Source organism: Nitrospirota bacterium (assembly GCA_013388455.1).
Lineage (GTDB): Bacteria > Nitrospirota > Thermodesulfovibrionia > Thermodesulfovibrionales > SM23-35 > JACAFF01.
In genome coordinates, this window is sequence record JACAFF010000024.1 from 39,713 (window position 1) to 56,015 (window position 16,303).

General features: G+C 37.2%; 33 protein-coding genes. 2 read left to right on the plus strand and 31 right to left on the minus strand.

Annotation, left to right across the window (positions count from 1 at the left end; translation table 11 throughout):
• The first annotated feature begins 84 nt into the window (after positions 1-84).
• Both HXY53_06135 and HXY53_06140 read left to right on the plus strand, forming a co-directional pair.
• Entirely contained in the window at positions 85-516 is a 432-nt protein-coding gene (locus tag HXY53_06135; protein ID NWF76137.1) for a hypothetical protein, read from the plus strand.
• On the plus strand, positions 497-847 hold the full coding sequence (locus tag HXY53_06140) for a YraN family protein (GenBank protein ID NWF76138.1): 351 nt from the start codon (positions 497-499) through the stop codon (positions 845-847). Before HXY53_06135 ends, HXY53_06140 begins: the two co-directional genes overlap by 20 nt.
• Before the next feature lie 5 nt (positions 848-852).
• On the opposite strand, the gene galE is transcribed toward HXY53_06140, so the two are convergent.
• The 31 genes from galE to HXY53_06295 all read right to left on the minus strand — a co-directional run.
• Positions 853-1,833 (minus strand): UDP-glucose 4-epimerase GalE, encoded by a 981-nt coding sequence (gene galE, locus HXY53_06145; protein ID NWF76139.1) that lies wholly within the window; start codon positions 1,831-1,833, stop codon positions 853-855.
• A 76-nt stretch (positions 1,834-1,909) separates the two neighbouring features.
• Positions 1,910-2,332, minus strand: coding sequence for a 50S ribosomal protein L17 (gene rplQ, locus HXY53_06150; protein ID NWF76140.1), 423 nt, complete (start codon positions 2,330-2,332; stop codon positions 1,910-1,912).
• Entirely contained in the window at positions 2,322-3,371 is a 1,050-nt protein-coding gene (locus HXY53_06155) for a DNA-directed RNA polymerase subunit alpha (protein NWF76141.1), read from the minus strand. Before HXY53_06155 ends, rplQ begins: the two co-directional genes overlap by 11 nt.
• 192 nt (positions 3,372-3,563) lie before the next feature.
• The gene (gene rpsD, locus HXY53_06160; protein NWF76142.1) at positions 3,564-4,190 is read right to left on the minus strand and encodes a 30S ribosomal protein S4; all 627 of its coding nucleotides are present in this window, start codon (positions 4,188-4,190) and stop codon (positions 3,564-3,566) included.
• Positions 4,191-4,577 carry a 30S ribosomal protein S11 gene (gene rpsK / locus HXY53_06165; protein ID NWF76143.1) on the minus strand — a complete coding sequence of 129 codons (387 nt, stop codon included), beginning with the start codon at positions 4,575-4,577 and terminating at the stop codon, positions 4,191-4,193. It lies immediately after the preceding gene.
• Between the two features lie 4 nt (positions 4,578-4,581).
• The gene (gene rpsM / locus HXY53_06170; GenBank protein NWF76144.1) at positions 4,582-4,956 is read right to left on the minus strand and encodes a 30S ribosomal protein S13; all 375 of its coding nucleotides are present in this window, start codon (positions 4,954-4,956) and stop codon (positions 4,582-4,584) included.
• 45 nt (positions 4,957-5,001) lie between these two features.
• A complete protein-coding gene (gene rpmJ, locus HXY53_06175) occupies positions 5,002-5,115 on the minus strand; it encodes a 50S ribosomal protein L36 (protein NWF76145.1) in 114 nt (37 codons plus the stop codon).
• Positions 5,116-5,129: 14 nt separating this feature from the next.
• Complete coding sequence (gene infA / locus HXY53_06180; protein NWF76146.1) at positions 5,130-5,351, minus strand: translation initiation factor IF-1; 222 nt, start codon at positions 5,349-5,351, stop codon at positions 5,130-5,132.
• A 21-nt stretch (positions 5,352-5,372) separates the two neighbouring features.
• Positions 5,373-6,122: a type I methionyl aminopeptidase gene (gene map, locus HXY53_06185; protein ID NWF76147.1), complete on the minus strand. Its 750-nt coding sequence runs from the start codon at positions 6,120-6,122 to the stop codon at positions 5,373-5,375.
• A 16-nt stretch (positions 6,123-6,138) separates the two neighbouring features.
• Entirely contained in the window at positions 6,139-7,440 is a 1,302-nt protein-coding gene (gene secY / locus HXY53_06190; GenBank protein ID NWF76148.1) for a preprotein translocase subunit SecY, read from the minus strand.
• A gap of 9 nt (positions 7,441-7,449) precedes the next feature.
• The gene (gene rplO, locus HXY53_06195; GenBank protein ID NWF76149.1) at positions 7,450-7,890 is read right to left on the minus strand and encodes a 50S ribosomal protein L15; all 441 of its coding nucleotides are present in this window, start codon (positions 7,888-7,890) and stop codon (positions 7,450-7,452) included.
• Positions 7,887-8,393: a 30S ribosomal protein S5 gene (rpsE, locus tag HXY53_06200; GenBank protein NWF76150.1), complete on the minus strand. Its 507-nt coding sequence runs from the start codon at positions 8,391-8,393 to the stop codon at positions 7,887-7,889. Before rpsE ends, rplO begins: the two co-directional genes overlap by 4 nt.
• A gap of 8 nt (positions 8,394-8,401) precedes the next feature.
• Entirely contained in the window at positions 8,402-8,764 is a 363-nt protein-coding gene (locus HXY53_06205; protein NWF76151.1) for a 50S ribosomal protein L18, read from the minus strand.
• 15 nt (positions 8,765-8,779) lie between these two features.
• A complete protein-coding gene (gene rplF, locus HXY53_06210) occupies positions 8,780-9,322 on the minus strand; it encodes a 50S ribosomal protein L6 (GenBank protein ID NWF76152.1) in 543 nt (180 codons plus the stop codon).
• A gap of 16 nt (positions 9,323-9,338) precedes the next feature.
• Complete coding sequence (rpsH, locus tag HXY53_06215) at positions 9,339-9,731, minus strand: 30S ribosomal protein S8 (GenBank protein ID NWF76153.1); 393 nt, start codon at positions 9,729-9,731, stop codon at positions 9,339-9,341.
• A 25-nt stretch (positions 9,732-9,756) separates the two neighbouring features.
• Complete coding sequence (locus HXY53_06220) at positions 9,757-9,942, minus strand: type Z 30S ribosomal protein S14 (GenBank protein NWF76154.1); 186 nt, start codon at positions 9,940-9,942, stop codon at positions 9,757-9,759.
• Positions 9,943-9,973: 31 nt separating this feature from the next.
• A complete protein-coding gene (gene rplE / locus HXY53_06225; protein NWF76155.1) occupies positions 9,974-10,513 on the minus strand; it encodes a 50S ribosomal protein L5 in 540 nt (179 codons plus the stop codon).
• Positions 10,514-10,515: 2 nt separating this feature from the next.
• Positions 10,516-10,836, minus strand: a complete 321-nt coding sequence (locus HXY53_06230; protein ID NWF76156.1) for a 50S ribosomal protein L24 — start codon at positions 10,834-10,836, stop codon at positions 10,516-10,518.
• A gap of 7 nt (positions 10,837-10,843) precedes the next feature.
• Positions 10,844-11,212 (minus strand): 50S ribosomal protein L14, encoded by a 369-nt coding sequence (rplN, locus tag HXY53_06235; GenBank protein NWF76157.1) that lies wholly within the window; start codon positions 11,210-11,212, stop codon positions 10,844-10,846.
• Between the two features lie 23 nt (positions 11,213-11,235).
• Complete coding sequence (gene rpsQ / locus HXY53_06240) at positions 11,236-11,463, minus strand: 30S ribosomal protein S17 (protein NWF76158.1); 228 nt, start codon at positions 11,461-11,463, stop codon at positions 11,236-11,238.
• An 18-nt stretch (positions 11,464-11,481) separates the two neighbouring features.
• The gene (gene rpmC, locus HXY53_06245) at positions 11,482-11,700 is read right to left on the minus strand and encodes a 50S ribosomal protein L29 (GenBank protein NWF76159.1); all 219 of its coding nucleotides are present in this window, start codon (positions 11,698-11,700) and stop codon (positions 11,482-11,484) included.
• Entirely contained in the window at positions 11,697-12,116 is a 420-nt protein-coding gene (gene rplP, locus HXY53_06250; protein NWF76160.1) for a 50S ribosomal protein L16, read from the minus strand. Before rplP ends, rpmC begins: the two co-directional genes overlap by 4 nt.
• 7 nt (positions 12,117-12,123) lie before the next feature.
• Positions 12,124-12,771 carry a 30S ribosomal protein S3 gene (gene rpsC, locus HXY53_06255; protein ID NWF76161.1) on the minus strand — a complete coding sequence of 216 codons (648 nt, stop codon included), beginning with the start codon at positions 12,769-12,771 and terminating at the stop codon, positions 12,124-12,126.
• Positions 12,772-12,784: 13 nt separating this feature from the next.
• Positions 12,785-13,120, minus strand: coding sequence for a 50S ribosomal protein L22 (rplV, locus tag HXY53_06260; protein NWF76162.1), 336 nt, complete (start codon positions 13,118-13,120; stop codon positions 12,785-12,787).
• A 7-nt stretch (positions 13,121-13,127) separates the two neighbouring features.
• Positions 13,128-13,412 (minus strand): 30S ribosomal protein S19, encoded by a 285-nt coding sequence (rpsS, locus tag HXY53_06265; protein NWF76163.1) that lies wholly within the window; start codon positions 13,410-13,412, stop codon positions 13,128-13,130.
• A gap of 1 nt (position 13,413) precedes the next feature.
• A complete protein-coding gene (gene rplB, locus HXY53_06270) occupies positions 13,414-14,232 on the minus strand; it encodes a 50S ribosomal protein L2 (GenBank protein NWF76164.1) in 819 nt (272 codons plus the stop codon).
• A complete protein-coding gene (rplW, locus tag HXY53_06275; protein NWF76165.1) occupies positions 14,232-14,522 on the minus strand; it encodes a 50S ribosomal protein L23 in 291 nt (96 codons plus the stop codon). Before rplW ends, rplB begins: the two co-directional genes overlap by 1 nt.
• A complete protein-coding gene (gene rplD / locus HXY53_06280; protein NWF76166.1) occupies positions 14,522-15,148 on the minus strand; it encodes a 50S ribosomal protein L4 in 627 nt (208 codons plus the stop codon). The genes rplW and rplD overlap by 1 nt, the downstream gene beginning before the upstream one ends.
• Entirely contained in the window at positions 15,135-15,761 is a 627-nt protein-coding gene (gene rplC / locus HXY53_06285; protein NWF76167.1) for a 50S ribosomal protein L3, read from the minus strand. The genes rplD and rplC overlap by 14 nt, the downstream gene beginning before the upstream one ends.
• Before the next feature lie 69 nt (positions 15,762-15,830).
• Positions 15,831-16,139 (minus strand): 30S ribosomal protein S10, encoded by a 309-nt coding sequence (gene rpsJ, locus HXY53_06290; protein NWF76168.1) that lies wholly within the window; start codon positions 16,137-16,139, stop codon positions 15,831-15,833.
• A 35-nt stretch (positions 16,140-16,174) separates the two neighbouring features.
• On the minus strand, positions 16,175-16,303 hold a 129-nt coding region (locus HXY53_06295), incomplete at its 5' end, for an elongation factor Tu (protein NWF76169.1).

Below are 16,303 nucleotides of genomic sequence, written 5' to 3' on the forward strand. Positions count from 1 at the left end.
AGTCAACTCAATATAATGATAATTTGCAAATAATATCCAGTATACTTTATCATAAATAAAATTTAGGAAAAATCTTATACTGAAATGAATAAAACTGACAGAAATATACCTTCAGCAAATGACCTGGAAAGAGCTGAAAGATTACGAGAAATAATTGAAAATCTTCATGAGGTTAATAAAACAACGCCAGTTATTGTTGAAGGGAGAAAAGACGCTTCAGCCTTAAGGGCTTTAGGATTAGTAGGGCAGATAATTACACTCCATAATGGGAAAAAACTATATGAATTTTGTTCAGATATTTCAGAAAGGTTTGAGAGGGTTATTCTTCTTCTTGACTGGGACAAGAAAGGAGAAAATTTAAATAAAATAATTTCGGATAATCTAAAGGGCCTATGGGAGGAATTCGCTCCATTCAGAGAAATATTAAAACTGCTATGTCAAAAAGAGATTTGTCATATTGAAGGAATACCAAAACTGCTTAGGCGACTTGAGGGCAATGAAAGCTCTTGGCAATAAAGGTGAAGATTTCGCTGTTAATTTCTTGAAAAAAAAAGGATACAGCATCCTTGCAAGAAACTATAAAACGTATATTGGTGAAGTTGATATTATTGCAAAAGAAGGTGAAACGATAGTTTTTGTTGAAGTTAAAACACGTGCAAATGACTCCTTCGGTTATCCTTTTGAGTCTGTAACCAGAAGAAAAAAAGAAAAAATGAGAAATCTAGCTCTGCTTTATCTGAAAAAACTGGGCGATGATCCTCCCGTAAGATTTGATATACTGAGTATTATGTATGGTGATAACAATAAAAAAGAGATAGAACATATTGTGGATGCCTTTGAGGTCTAAATACCTTAGATTTTAGAATTTATTTTTTTCTCCCATTCCCATGCTGTCTTAATTATATATTCAAGGTTATCATATTTAGGAGTCCAGCCAAGCTCTTTTTTCAATTTTGATGAATCTGCGATCAGGGATGGAGGGTCCCCTGGTCTTCTGTCTATGTATTTCACCTGAAAATCAATTCCTGTAACTTTCTTGACTTGTTCAACAACCTCTTTTACTGAGTATCCATGACCGTATCCACAGTTGTATATATTGCTATCGCCGCCATCAGCAAGATATTCAAGCGCAAGTACGTGGGCATCTGAGAGGTCATCTACATGAATGTAATCCCTTATACAGGTTCCATCAGGAGTAGGATAATCCGTTCCGTATATATCAAGATGGCTTTTTTTACCAAGTGCAGTCCTCAGGGAAACAGTAATAAGATGCGTTGCATCTTTCCGTGCCTGTCCGATACGAACAAGTGGATCTGCACCTGCGACATTGAAATATCTCAATGAGATATATCTCAGGTCACTACATAAGGACACATCTTTCAGTACCTGTTCAACCATAGTTTTTGATGCCCCATAAGGGTTAATTGGTTTCAAAGGAGCATCTTCTCTGACAGGAACGCTCTCAGGAATTCCATATACTGCTGCGGTTGAAGAAAAAATAAATTTTGATACACGATATTTAATACACGTTTCAATTAGATTAAGGCAATTAACAAAATTATTTCTGTAATATTTTAGAGGTTCTCTAATAGACTCATCCACCAATATAAAAGCCGCCATATGTATGACAGCATTAAACCCCTCTTTTTCGAATATATTTTTAAGGAATTCTTTATCCGCGAGATCACCTCTTATAAGTTTACCATTAAGTACCGCCCACTCATTACCATAAGATAGGTTATCTAAGACTGTGACATCATATCCCTTTTCGCCAAGGGTTCTGACTATGTGGCTACCGATATAGCCTGCTCCTCCGGTAACAAGGACTTTCATAATACTTATAAATAAAAATGAGAAGCTACGAAAATTTTCTTCAAGCTTCTCATTTCATAATTTGTTTCTAAAATGGTTATTTCGTTTTTTCAGACTCTTTTTTCTCTGACTTCTTTTTTGTGTCTTTTGTTTTTTTCAATTCCTCATAATCAATAAATTCCAGAACAGCCATTGGCGCAGAATCATTTACCCTGTTTCTTGTCTGAATCATTCTCAGGTACCCACCATTTCTTCCAGAAAATCTTGGAGCAATTTCGGTAAATAGTTTTGAAACAGAATCCCTGTTGGAAAGATAAGAAAATGCAAGTCGCTTTGCGTGAAGGTCCCCCCTTATACCAAGGGTAACCATTTTTTCTGCAATTCTCCTTACTTCCTTTGCTTTTGCAATGGTAGTCTCAATTCTCTCATCCCTTAAAAGAGAATTAACAAGCCCTCTTAATAAGGCTTTTCTCTGATTTGCGGTTCTGCCGAACAACCTCCCGTCAACTTTATGTCGCATTTTGGACAATACCTCCACTATTTTGAATATTCATCTTCTTCTGTAACGCTTCTAAATCAACCCGCATTCCGAGACGGAGTCCCATCCCATGTAAAATATCCTTAATCTCATTCAGGGATTTTCGCCCAAAGTTCTTTGTCCTGAGCATCTCTTGCTCAGTCTTTTGAACAAGATCAGCAATTGTTTTAATATTTGCATTTTTAAGACAGTTATACGATCTAACAGAAAGCTCCAACTCTTCAACACTCTTTAGGAGATTGGAGTTAAATACTGGATCTTCGTTCGATGGAGTTACAAAAGAAATTGGTTCAGTAGATGCCACCTCTTCTTGAATCTCCTCTTCATTCAACACAAAAAGATTCAAATGTTCTATGATGATAGAAGCTGCTTTTGAAATTGTTTTTTCAGGTGTTATACTGCCGTCTGTCCATATTTCCATTACAAGCCTGTCGAAATCAGTCTCCCTACCAACCCTTGCTTTCTCAACAGTAAAATTTACTTTTTTTACAGGTGTAAAAACAGAATCAACAGGAATCACCCCCATTGGCAGGTCTTCCTCTTTATTTAATTCAGCAGGAACATATCCTTTTCCTTTTTTAATGTAAAGCTCTGCTTCAAAAAAAGCATCCTTATCTAAATTTGCTATGATTTGTTCTGGGTTCAATATGTCAAAAAAAGCATCCTTCTGAATATCTGCACCAGTAACTGTTTTAGGTCCCTTAACATTAATTTTGGCTATCCGTATGCCATTAGTATATAATTTGAATCTCAACTTCTTAATATTGAGAATAATATCAATTACGTCTTCTTTAACCCCTTTTATAGTCGAAAACTCATGTAGTGCACCTGGAATCTTAACAGCGGTTACTGCTGCACCTTCAACAGAAGACAGAAGAACCCTCCTCAGGGCATTTCCCAGAGTAGTCCCAAATCCGCGCTCTAAAGGCTCAGCTATAAGTTTTCCGTACGAATCTGTTAATGTCTCTTCATCAAATCTAATCTCGTCGGGTAGCTGAAACCCTATTTTTTTCAGGTCCATATGGCCTCCTTCAATTATTTCCGATAATAAAATACTACTTCTAATAAATCAGTCCTTAAAAATCAGTCCTTAAAAATATCAATTATCAAAATATTCTGATTTTAAAATTTTTAAAAACAATGGCGATTTGATTATTGGCCATTGGGAATTAATTACTATCATTTTCTGTACTTTATTTTGATTTAAAAATTTTTACTTGGAATAAAGCTCAACGATTAGCTGTTCCTGAACAGGCAGTTGTATATCCTCACGAGATGGAATCTGTAAAACCTTACCTCTTAGATTAGCAATATCCACTTCAACCCAAGCAGGCATTCCTCTATGTTCGCTTTTAGAAATGCTATCTGTAATTTCTGGAATATCTTTGCTTGATTCCTTTACCTCAATTATATCTCCCCCCTTGATTGTATACGATGGTAGATTTACCCTTTTGCCATTTACTAATATATGACCATGTCCGATAAGCTGCCTTGCCTTTCTCCTGTTTGATGCAAAACCCATTCTATAAACTATACTATCAAGCCGACTCTCAATGATTTGAAGTAATTTATCTCCTGTAATACCCTTCTTTCTTTCTGCTTCAGAGAAATATCTCCTAAACTGTCTCTCGAGTATTCCATACATTCTTCTTACTTTTTGCTTTTCTCTAAGCTGCACTCCATAATCAGACAGTTTTCTGTAACCCTGACCGTGTTGTCCAGGAGGATATTTTCTTCTTTCGATAGCACATTTTTCTGTATAACACCTGTCACCTTTCAAAAATAATTTATCTCCTTCTCTCCGACATATTCTGCATAATGAACCTATATATCTTGCCACTTATACTCTCCTCTTTTTTGGTGGTCTGCATCCGTTATGCGGAACAGGTGTAACATCTTTTATGAGATTAATCTCAAGACCTGCTGCCTGGAGAGCTCTTATTGCGGACTCCCTCCCAGCTCCAGGTCCTTTTACATAGATATCAACTTGTTTCATGCCTAAATCCATTGCTTTCTTTGCTGCTGATTGAGCCGCAATCTGCGCAGCATATGGAGTCCCTTTTCTTGATCCCTTAAATCCTAAATTTCCTGCACTTGCCCACGTTATAACATCTCCGTTAGGATCTGTTATGGTAATGATTGTATTATTAAAAGTAGCCTGAATATGTGCAGAACCATATGTTATATTTTTCTTATCCTTTTTAAGTCCTTTTTTCCTTTGAGCCATGCTATTATGCCTCTTTTTTCTTGCCCATTACTGCTTTTCGTGGGCCTTTTCGTGTACGTGCGTTAGTTCTTGTCCTCTGTCCTCTTAAAGGAAGTCCTAAACGGTGCCTTTGTCCTCTATAGCTTCCGATATCTATAAGTCTTTTGATATTCATTGAAATATCACGCCTTAAATCTCCTTCAACTCTATAATCCCTTTCAATAATAGTTCTTATCTTAACTATCTCTTCATCACTCAGGTCTTTTACCCTTTTATCAGGATTTATATTGGTCTCGGATAGTATTTTATTTGATACAGATCTTCCAATACCAAAAATTCTCGTCAAACCGATTTCTACACGTTCGTTTTTAGGCAGATCAACTCCAGCAATCCTTGCCAATTTTCATCTCCTCATTTCATTTGATTTTTAATTAAATTACTTTTACTACCCCTGTCTTTGCTTATGTCTTGGGTTATCACAAATAATCCGTAAAATACCTTTTCTCTTTATTATCTTACATTTAGCACATATTGGTTTAACAGAAGAACGAACCTTCATAATATCCTCTTTCGCTATTTAAATCTATATGTTATTCTTCCCTTTGTTAAGTCATAAGGAGACAACTCTACAGTAACTTTATCTCCTGGTAAAATCTTTATAAAATTCATTCGCATCTTGCCTGAAACATAAGCAAGAATTATCTGCCCGTTTTCAAGCTCGACTTTAAACATTGCGTTAGGCAGAGTTTCAACAATTTTACCTTCAACCTCTATATTGTCTTCTTTTGGTGGCATTAACTGAATAATATAACTTTTTTAATTTAATTTAGTCAATATTCTCGGTTCATCTGATGTCACAAGTAAAGTGTGCTCGAAATGTGCTGATAATTTACCATCTATGGTTACAGCTGTCCATCCATCATCAAGAATTACTACCTCATGCCCACCTTCGTTTACCATTGGTTCAATGGCAAGTGTCATACCGGGCCTTAATCTTGGCCCCCGACCAGGAGACCCAAAGTTTGGAATCTGTGGATCTTCATGTAATTCTCTCCCAATACCATGACCAACAAATGCCCTTACTACAGAAAAACCATTTTCCTCAACATGCCTCTGTATTGAATGGGATATATCTGAAACTCTTTTATCAGACCTCGCATTTTCTATGCCTTTGTAAAGAGCTTCTTCAGTAACCCTTAAAAGTGTTTCAACTCTTGAATTTACTTTACCAACCGGAAAAGTATAAGCAGCATCTCCATAAAAACCGTCTTTGAAAACACCCAGGTCAATCCCTAATATATCACCGTCTTTCAGTATCTTATTAGATGGGATACCGTGTACTACTTCATTATTTACGGATGTACAAATACTCGCCGGAAACCCTCTATATCCTTTAAATGCAGGGAGCCCGCCGTTTTCTATAATAAAAATCTCTGCAAGCCGCTCAATTTCTTTTGTTGTAATGCCTGGCTTTATTTTATCGCTAATGTAATTCAGAGTCTTTGCAACTATCAGACATGCCTGAGCAATCTTTTCTATCTCTTCTTCTGATTTCAAAATAACCATCTATTTATTTAAATTCCTATCCCCTTCTTCCCTTTATCCTGCCCTTTTTGAGAAATCCTTCATATGAACGCGTGATCAAATGGGATTCTATCTGTGATACAGTATCTAAAGCTACACCGACTGCTATTAGTAGAGAAGTTCCACCGAAATAAAAAGGCACATGAAACCGGCTAATAAGAATTTCAGGGATAATACATACAATTGCAAGGTATAAAGCACCAACAAATGTCAAACGAGATAACACCCTGTAAATATATTCAGATGTTTTTTGTCCAGGCCTTATTCCGGGTATGTATCCGCCATATTTTTTAAGGTTATCTGCAATATCAACAGGATTAAAAATAATAGCAGTATAAAAATATGCAAAAAAGAATATCATACCTACATAAAGCACTGAATAAAGAATAGTACCAGGAGCAAGCTGTCTTGCTATTGCCTGTACCCATGGTATTGCTATAAAACCTGCTACTGTAGCAGGAAATATCAAAATCGAAGAGGCAAAAATCGGAGGGATAACTCCAGAAGTGTTAATTTTTAATGGAAGGTGTGTCGATTGCCCTCCATAGACTTTTCTACCTACTACCCTTTTTGCATATTGAACAGGAAGCTTCCGTTGTCCACGCTCAATATAAATTATAGCAGCAACAACCGCTATCATCATTATAATAAGGAATATTACGAAAAAGATTGATATTTCACCTGCCTGTATGAGCCTTATTGTACTAATAATGGCATTCGGGAACCGCGCCACAATCCCTGCAAATATAATCAGAGATATACCGTTCCCTATGCCTCTCTCTGTAATTTGTTCACCAAGCCACATAATAAAAGCTGTTCCAGATGTTAGAGTAATCATTGTCATCAATCTAAATGACCACCCTGGATTTTGAACAAATGCACCACCAGCCATGCCCTCAAGCCCTGCTGCTATTCCAAAAGATTGTATAGCGCTTATAATAACAGTGCCATATCTTGTATATCTTACAATCTTTTTTCTACCTGCTTCACCCTCTTTTGCAAGTTTTCCGATAGCAGGGATAACAACAGTTAAAAGTTGTAAAATAATAGAAGCACTAATATAAGGCATTATCCCAAGAGCAAAAATTGTTACCCTTGAAAGAGCTCCTCCTGAGAACATATCAAAGAAACCCATGAGTGCCCCACCTTTTTCTGCAAGAAACTTACTGAGTTCCTCCCCATTAATTCCAGGAGTAGGGATATGAGCTCCAATTCTATAAACAGCAAGAAGAGCTAATGTAAATAGCACTCTACTCTTTAATTCAGGTATTTTAAATATGTTCTGAAAACTTGAGAGAATACCCAAAGTCTATACTACCTCTGCTTTACCACCTGCTGCGGCTATCTTGGAAAGCGCAGAAGCACTGAATGCAACTGCCTTTATTGTAATAGGTCTGTTTATTTCACCTTCTCCAAGCACTTTGAGCCCGTGCTTTAACTTTTTTATTATACCTTTTTCAAAAAGAATTTCAGGTGTGATTGTATCTAAGTCTTCAATTTTGCTTATATCTTTCAAATTAATAAAAGCGTATTCTTTTTTAAAATAGTTTTTAAATCCTCTCTTTGGAAGCCGCCTCTGTAATGGCATCTGACCACCTTCAAACCCCGGCCCTTTAGTTCCACCTGAGCGGGATTTCTGTCCTTTATGACCTTTACAAGAGGTTTTGCCATGACCCGATCCTATTCCTCTTCCAACTCTCTTCTTCCTTTTTCTGCTACCATCAGCAGGTTTTAAATCCTGAATCCTCATGACACCTCCTGGGGTTCCTCTTCACCTTTACCCCTTATTTTTATAACACTATCAGGGTCTTTCAAGCTCTTAAGCCCATTCAGAGTTGCTTTAACAGAATTGAATGGATTATGACTCCTAAGAGATTTAGAAACCACATTCTGAACTCCTGCAACTTCAAGAATGGCTCTTACAGCTCCTCCTGCTATAATGCCCGTTCCTTTAACAGCAGGATTTATTACAACAATCCCTGATCCAAATCTTCCGATAACCCTGTGCGGTATTGTTCCATCTTTGATTGGGAATTTTATAAGTGACTTCTTTGCTTGCTCTATAGCTTTCCTTATGGCCTCAGGAACTTCTGATGCCTTACCCTTTCCTACACCAACTGTTCCCTCTCCATCTCCAACAACAACAAGAGCGGTAAATGAAAAGCGCCTTCCACCCTTAACTACTTTTGCTACTCTGTTAATATATATAACCTTATCTTTTAAATTCAGTTCTTCCGTATAGATTTTCTGCACAAAACCTCCTAAAAATCTAATCCTGCTTCCCTTGCAGATTCAGCGAGCACTCTGACACTTCCGTGGTAGAGATAACCACCCCTATCAAACACAACCTTTCTAATACCTTTTTCAATAGCCTTCTTTGCTATAAGTGCACCTACTAATTTTGCCATCTTCTTATTGCCTTTATGTGACTTTTCATCTGCAAATTCTTTATCAAGACTTGATGAACTAATTATTGTATGTCCTTTAGAGTCGTCTATTATCTGGGCATATATGTGATTTAAACTCCGATAAACAGATAATCTGGGCCTTTCAGGAGTCCCGATAACCTTTTTCCTTATCCTTTTATGACGCCGCTCTTTAGCTTCTTTTGTAAATTCTGACAACTCTACCTCCTTAAACTATTTCTTTCCCGCTTTCCCGACCTTTAATTTAATTCTTTCACGATTATACCTGATACCCTTTCCTTTATACGCATCAGGTGGCCTTAATGCTCTGAGGCTGGCGGCTACTTGTCCGAGTTGCTGCTTATCGATGCCGGTAAGTGTAATCTGAGTCTGTTTTGGATCTAAAGAGGCTTTAATACCCTCTGGCAATTGAAATTCGGCAACATGGGAATATCCAAGTGACAGAATAATCTTATCGCTGGATACTTGAGCTTTATAGCCAACTCCAACGATGTCAAGTACTTTCTGATAACCCTGAGATACACCAATAATCATATTTGATATCATACTTCTTGTAAGTCCATGGAGTTCTTGCTCAGCCTTTGAATCACCAGAGCGCTGAATAATCACAAAGCTATCATTTACTGAAACTGATATCTTGTCAGGGCATCTCCAGTTCAATTCACCTTTAGGCCCTTTCACGTGAATAATCTTATTGTTTATGTCTACCTGAACTTTTTCTGGTATCTGTATTGGTTTTTTACCAATTCTTGACATCTTGGTCTATTCTCCTTTACCACACATAACAGATAACTTCTCCTCCAATTCCTTCCCTTCTACATACCTTATCACTAAAAATCCCTTTTGAAGTTGTCATAATTGCTATTCCGAGTCCGCCCATTACTTTAGGTATCTCTTTTTTTCCTGAGTAAACCCTTCTACCCGGCTTACTCACTCTTTTCAATCCCGTAATAACGCATTCATTATCCGTATATTTCAGAATTATTCTGAGAATGCCCTGTCTTCTATCTTTCAGAATTTTATATGCTCTTATAAAACCTTCCTCTTTCAATATCTTTGCTATCTCAATCTTCATCTTAGAAATGGGGATATCAACTTTTTCCGCCTTGATACGGATTGCATTTCTAATCCTTGTAAGCATGTCTGCAATTGGATCAGTTAACATTCAACCTCCCTAAGGTTTATGTGAATTACCAGCTCGCTTTTATAACACCAGGTATCTGGCCTTCAAGTGCTAACATTCTGAAACAAATTCTGCATATGCCAAATCGACGTAAATAAGCCCTTGGTCTACCGCACAATTTACATCTATTATGTGCCCTTACCCTAAACTTTGGCGGTCTTTTAGCCTTTTCCATCATACAAATCTTTGCCATTCTTCACTCCTCAAACCAACTTATATTATCATCAGTTCCTGAAGGGCATACCGAAATAGCGCAAAAGGGCTTTACTTTCTTTATCAGTCTTAGCTGTTGTGCATACTGTAATATCAAGCCCATGAACCATTTCTACCTTATCGTATTCTACTTCAGGAAAAATGAATTGTTCTTTTATACCTATATTATAATTCCCTCTTCCATCAAAAGACTTTCCTGCTACGCCTTTAAAGTCTCTGATTCTTGGCAACGCAATATTTATAAATCTATCAAGAAACTCATACATAATTTTCCCACGAAGTGTAACCTTACAACCGATTGGAGTGCCTTTCCTTAATTTGAACGATGCGATTGATTTCTTTGCTTTTGTAATAACTGCCTTCTGACCGGTTATGGCACCAAGTTCTTTCTGGGCCGCATCAAGTAATTTTATATTTTGTATAGCCTCACCAAGGCCTACATTTAATACAATCTTCTCTATCTTAGGAACTTCCATTACATTTTTATATGAGAATTCCTTCATCATTTTAGGTACAATCTCTTTTAGATATCTCTCTTTAAGTCTTGGCATTATCAACTGTCGATCACCTCATTGCATTTTTTACAACTACGCACCTTCTTATTATTCTCTAAATAAGTATTCCCAATCTTTGTGGGTTTATCACATTTTGGACAGATTAACATCACATTCGATATATGAAGAGGTGCCTCTTTTTCAATAATTCCTCCCTGTGCATATTTTTTTGAAGGTTTCATATGTCTTTTAATCATATTAATCTTCTCTATAAGAAGCATATTCTTTGCTGAATACACTGAGAGAACCCTTCCTTTTTTACCTTTTTCCTTTCCTGCAATAACAAGAACCGTATCGTTTTTCTTTATCTTTAGACCCATATATCTCCTATAAAACCTCTGGTGCCAGTGAGATAATTTTTGTGAATTCTTTCCATCTAAGCTCTCTTGCAACAGGCCCAAAAATTCTTGTACCAACAGGTTCACCCTGTGCGTTTATAAGAACAACAGCATTTTGGTCAAAACGTATATAAGAACCATCAGATCTTCTATGCTCTTTTTTTGTTCTTACCACAACTGCCTTTGCAACGGTTCCCTTTTTAATGTTGCTGTCAGGCAATGCTTCCTTTACGCTGACAACCACAATGTCTCCAAGCCGTGCATATCTTTTATGAAATCCACCGAGAACCTTGATACATTGAACTTTTTTAGCACCTGAATTATCTGCTACTTCGAGCATACTCCTCAACTGAATCATATTTCATCACTCCCAATCAGCCTCTAATCTATTACCATCCACTTTTTCTCTTTGCTTAGTGGTCTTGTTTCTATAATCTTTACAATATCTCCAACTTTACATTTGTTATTTTCATCATGTGCTTTTAGTTTTGTTATCCTCTTCACTGTTTTCTTATAAATAGGATGCTGAAAAAGTCTTGTGACAGCAACAACAACTGTCTTATCCATCTTGTTACTGATTACTTTACCTGTATAAATCTTCTTAGGCATCTATCCCTCTTCTTTCCTCTATCTTATTGCTTTCTCAAGACTTCGTATATTTTTTGACTTCTCAGTAATTAGGGTCAAAACCCTTGCTATATCCTTTTTCACAAAATGGATACGCTTTGGATTTTCTATTTCACCAGTTGCCTGTTGAAATCTTAAATTAAAGAGTTCCTTCCTTAAATCCTGTTCCTTTTGTTTAAGCTCTTCTATTGTCAACGCTCGAAGCTCGGATGGCTTCATAAAACCTCCTCATTTCTCTTTACAAACCGTGTAGCAATAGGCAACTTATGAGAGGCAAGCCTCATAGCCTCTTTAGCAGTAGATTCGTTTACTCCTGACATTTCATAAATAATTCTTCCAGGCTTTACCACAGCTACCCAATATTCTGGTGCTCCTTTACCTTTTCCCATCCTTGTTTCAGCAGGCTTCTTGGTAATTGGTTTATCAGGAAAAATGCGAATCCACAACTTACAACCCCTTTTAGCATGTCTTGTAATTGCAATTCTTGCAGCTTCAATCTGTGCACTTGAGATCCATCCTGGTTCGAGTGCCTTTAATCCATATTCTCCGAAAGAAACAGTTGAACCACTATATGCTTTACCATTCATTCTACCTTTCTGCATTTTTCTGAATTTAACTTTTTTGGGCATTAACATAATTAAATTACAACTCCTTAGCTGTGCTTTCAGGCATTATATCACCATGATACATCCATACCTTAACGCCAATAATACCATAGGTCGTTCTGGCCTGTGCAAATCCATAACCAATATCTGCTCTGAATGTATGAAGAGGAACCCGTCCTTCCCTGTACCATTCGGAACGTGCTATTTCGGCTCCAGCGAGTCTGCCTGAACAAGCTACCTTAACACCAAGCGTTCCAAATCTTAGAGCAGAAGCAACAGATTTTTTCATAGCACGTCTGAACGCTACCCTTTTTTCGAGTTGAAGTGCTATATTTTCAGCTACAAGTTGAGCATCTATCTCTGGTTTCCTTATCTCTTTGATATCGATAGCTATTTCTTTACCAGCCATCTGCTTGAGTTCTTTTCTGAGCTTTTCGACCTCTGTTCCTTTTTTGCCAATAATTATGCCAGGTCTTGCTGTATGAATAATTATCCTGATATTCTGGCCTGTTCTTTCTATTTCTATTTTAGGGACACCAGCATGAAAGAGTCTTTGCTTAAGAGTTCTTCTTATATTGATATCTTGAAGAAGCTGTTCGTTGTATCCTCGTTTGACATACCATCTCGAGTCCCAGTTTTTTATAATTCCCAGCCGATTCCCTATAGGATGCGTCTTTTGACCCAAATCTACCTCCTGCTCATTCCTTTTCAGATAAGATTAAGGTTATATGGGAAGTTCTTTTCTTTATCATATTTGCCCTCCCCATTGCCCTCGGTTCAACCCTTTTCATTACAGGCCCCTGATCAACAAATGCCTTAACAATCATCATATCCTCTGGATTTACAACCTTCTTTTGTTCTGCATTCGCCATAGCCGATTTAAGAACCTTTTCAATAAATTTTGAGCCTCTGTAAGGCATAAACTTAAGAAACACAAGAGCATCTCCAGCACTTTTATTTCTTATGAGATCAACAACCCTGCGTGCTTTCCTCGGTGTAATCCTTGCATATTTTAAGATTGCTTTAGCTTCCATCCTCTTTTTATCCTTTTGGAGTTGCTACTTTTTCAGCACCAGCATGGCTTCTAAATGTCCTTGTCGGTGCAAATTCCCCAAGTTTATGTCCTACCATATTCTCTGTTATATAAACAGGAATAAATTTTTTACCATTATGCACTGCAAAAGTATATCCTATGAATTCAGGTACAATTGTTGATCGTCTCGACCATGTCTTAATAAGCTTCTTCTCTCCACTTTCAATCATAGCCTTTACCTTCTTCATCAGTTTTTCATCAACAAATGGACCCTTTTTTAAAGATCTCGGCAACTTACTTCCTCCTCTTAAAAATAAACTTGTCAGTTCTCTTATTATGTCTTGTTTTTACACCCTCGGGTTTTCCCCATGGCGTACACGCTGGCCTTCCGCCTGAAGCCTTTCCCTCACCTCCACCAAGTGGATGGTCAATAGGATTCATAGCAACACCTCTAACATGCGGCCGCTTTCCGAGTGCTCTTATTCTACCTGCTTTTCCATAAGATATGTTTTCATGATCCATGTTACTAACCTGTCCTATTGTTGCCATACAGCTTGATGGAATTAGACGCACCTCATTTGATGAAAGCTTGACCTGAACATAATCATCCTCTTTGGCTATTAACTGTGCTGAAGTGCCTGCACTTCTAACAAGTTTTGCCCCTTCTCCAGGTCTTATCTCGATATTATGAATAAATGTTCCTAAGGGCATATCACTCAAAGGTAAAGCATTTCCTACTTTTATTTCAGCACCTTTTCCTGATACCAGTTCTTCTCCTACCTGTAACCCCACAGGTGCTATTATGTATCTTTTTTCACCATCTCGGTAGTTAATAAGAGCGATCCTTGCTGACCGATTCGGATCATACTCAATAGATGCAACTTTACCAGGCACTCCTATTTTATCCCTTTTAAAGTCTATGACCCTGTATGTCTTTTTGTTTCCACCACCTCTATGCCAGGCAGTAACATGACCTATATTGTTTCTCCCTCCAGTCCTTTTAAGGGACTTAAGCAATGGTTTATATGGTTTATCTTTAGTTATATCTGCAAAGTCAGAAGCACTCTGAAATCTCCTGGCTGGTGATGTAGGGTTGAATTTTTTAATACCCATTATGTTCCCTCAATAAAATCAAGTTTCTCTCCCTTTTTTAAGGTAATGATTGCTTTTTTCCGATCAGGCCTCTTTCCAATTGACCTTCCATATCTCTTAAATTTACCTTTTATATTTAAAGTAGAAATTTTTTCTACTTTAACCTTAAAAATCTCTTCAATTGCCTTTTTTATTTCAATCTTGTTGGCATCAGCAAATACCTCAACAAGTATCTTATTTTCTCTTTCTTTAAGATTACCACCCTTCTCCGTAAAAAGTGGCTTCTTAATTATGTTATAAAGTTTTTCCACTATCCCTTTATCTCCTCTAACCGTTTAATTGCATCTTTTGTCATTAAAAGGATATCATGAACAATAACGTCATATGTGTTCAGATCCATCACTCTTGTGACATCTACACCAGGAATATTTCTGGTTGATAATAAAATTGCATCGTCTTTTTCGGGAATTACGATGAGAACGCTTTTTTTCTCAAACCCAAAGTTTTTTAATATTTCTATCATATTTTTTGTCTTTGGCTTTTCTAATGATAATTCATCTATTACAACAACTTCACCATTTGAAATCTTTTCATTTATTGCAGATAATAATGCAAGTCTTTTTTGTTTTTTAGGCAGTGCACAGGAATAGTCTCTAACTTGAGGTCCAAATACAGTTCCACCACCACGCCACAAAGGTGACCTGATACTCCCTGCCCTTGCTCTGCCAGTATGTTTCTGTCTCCACGGTTTTTTCCCGCCACCTCTAACCATTCCCCTTGTCTTTGTAGCAGCAGTCCCCTGTCTCTGATTTGCAAGAAAATTCACGATAGCTTCGTGAATCACTCCCATATTCGCTGAAACAGCAAAGATACCATCATTCAAAGTTATTTTCTCAACAGTATTATTATTTCTATCCTTTACTTCAATCTCTGGCATACTCATCCTTCCTGATTTCTACAAAAAGACCTCTTGCACCGGGAACCGCACCCTTTATAAGGAGAAGATTCTGATCGGGTCTCACATCGATTATCTCAAGATTCTTAACAGTCACGTTTTCACTGCCCATATGCCCTGGAAGTTTCTGATTCTTCCAAACCCTTGAAGGAAAAGAACTTGCACCAATTGAACCGGGTGCCCTATTAAACATCGAACCATGTGAACCAGGACCTCCTGAAAAATGGTGTCTTTTCATAACACCTTGAAATCCCTTGCCTTTTGAAACACCAGATATAGAAACTTTCTCACCTTTTGAAAATTGCTCAACCGTTATAATATCTCCAACTTTAAGTCCGCTTAAAGGAAACTCTCTCAATATTCTATATGGTTTAACCCCTGCCTTTTTAAAAACACCTAATGTTGGCTTATTCAATTTCTTTTCATTTATCTCTATAAATCCTAATTTTACAGCCTCGTATCCATCTTTCTTAATAGTTTTTACCTGAACAACACAACATGGACCAGCCTCAATTACAGTCACAGGACATGCTTTCCCATCTTCTGTGAATATCTGAGTCATTCCAACTTTTTTACCTAATATCCCAACCATAATTTTTTACCTTAAATATTTATATTTTATATATATTTTCAAACTTATATATAAGGTCCTAATTTTTAAATGTTAAAGTTTTATTTCAACATCAACCCCTGCTGCAAGTTCAAGTTTCATAAGAGCATCGACAGTTTGTGGAGTTGGATCAACAATATCTATTAACCGTTTGTGAGTTCTGATTTCAAATTGCTCTCTTGATTTTTTATCCACATGAGGCGATCTAAGAACAGTAACCCTGCTTATCCTTGTTGGTAAGGGCACTGGTCCTGATATCCTTGCCCCTGTTCTCTGGGCTGTATCCACAATCTCCTTAACAGACCTGTCAAGTAACCTGTGATCATAAGCTCTCAATTTTATTCTTATCTTCTGATTCACTATTGTCTCACTTTTATATTTTTACATTGCTAATTTTTTTATTCTATTACCTCAGTAACTACACCTGCACCTACAGTCCTTCCACCTTCCCTGATTGCAAACCTTAACTCCTTCTCCATAGCTATAGGAGATATAAGCTCAACTGTCAGGTTTACATTGTCTCCAGG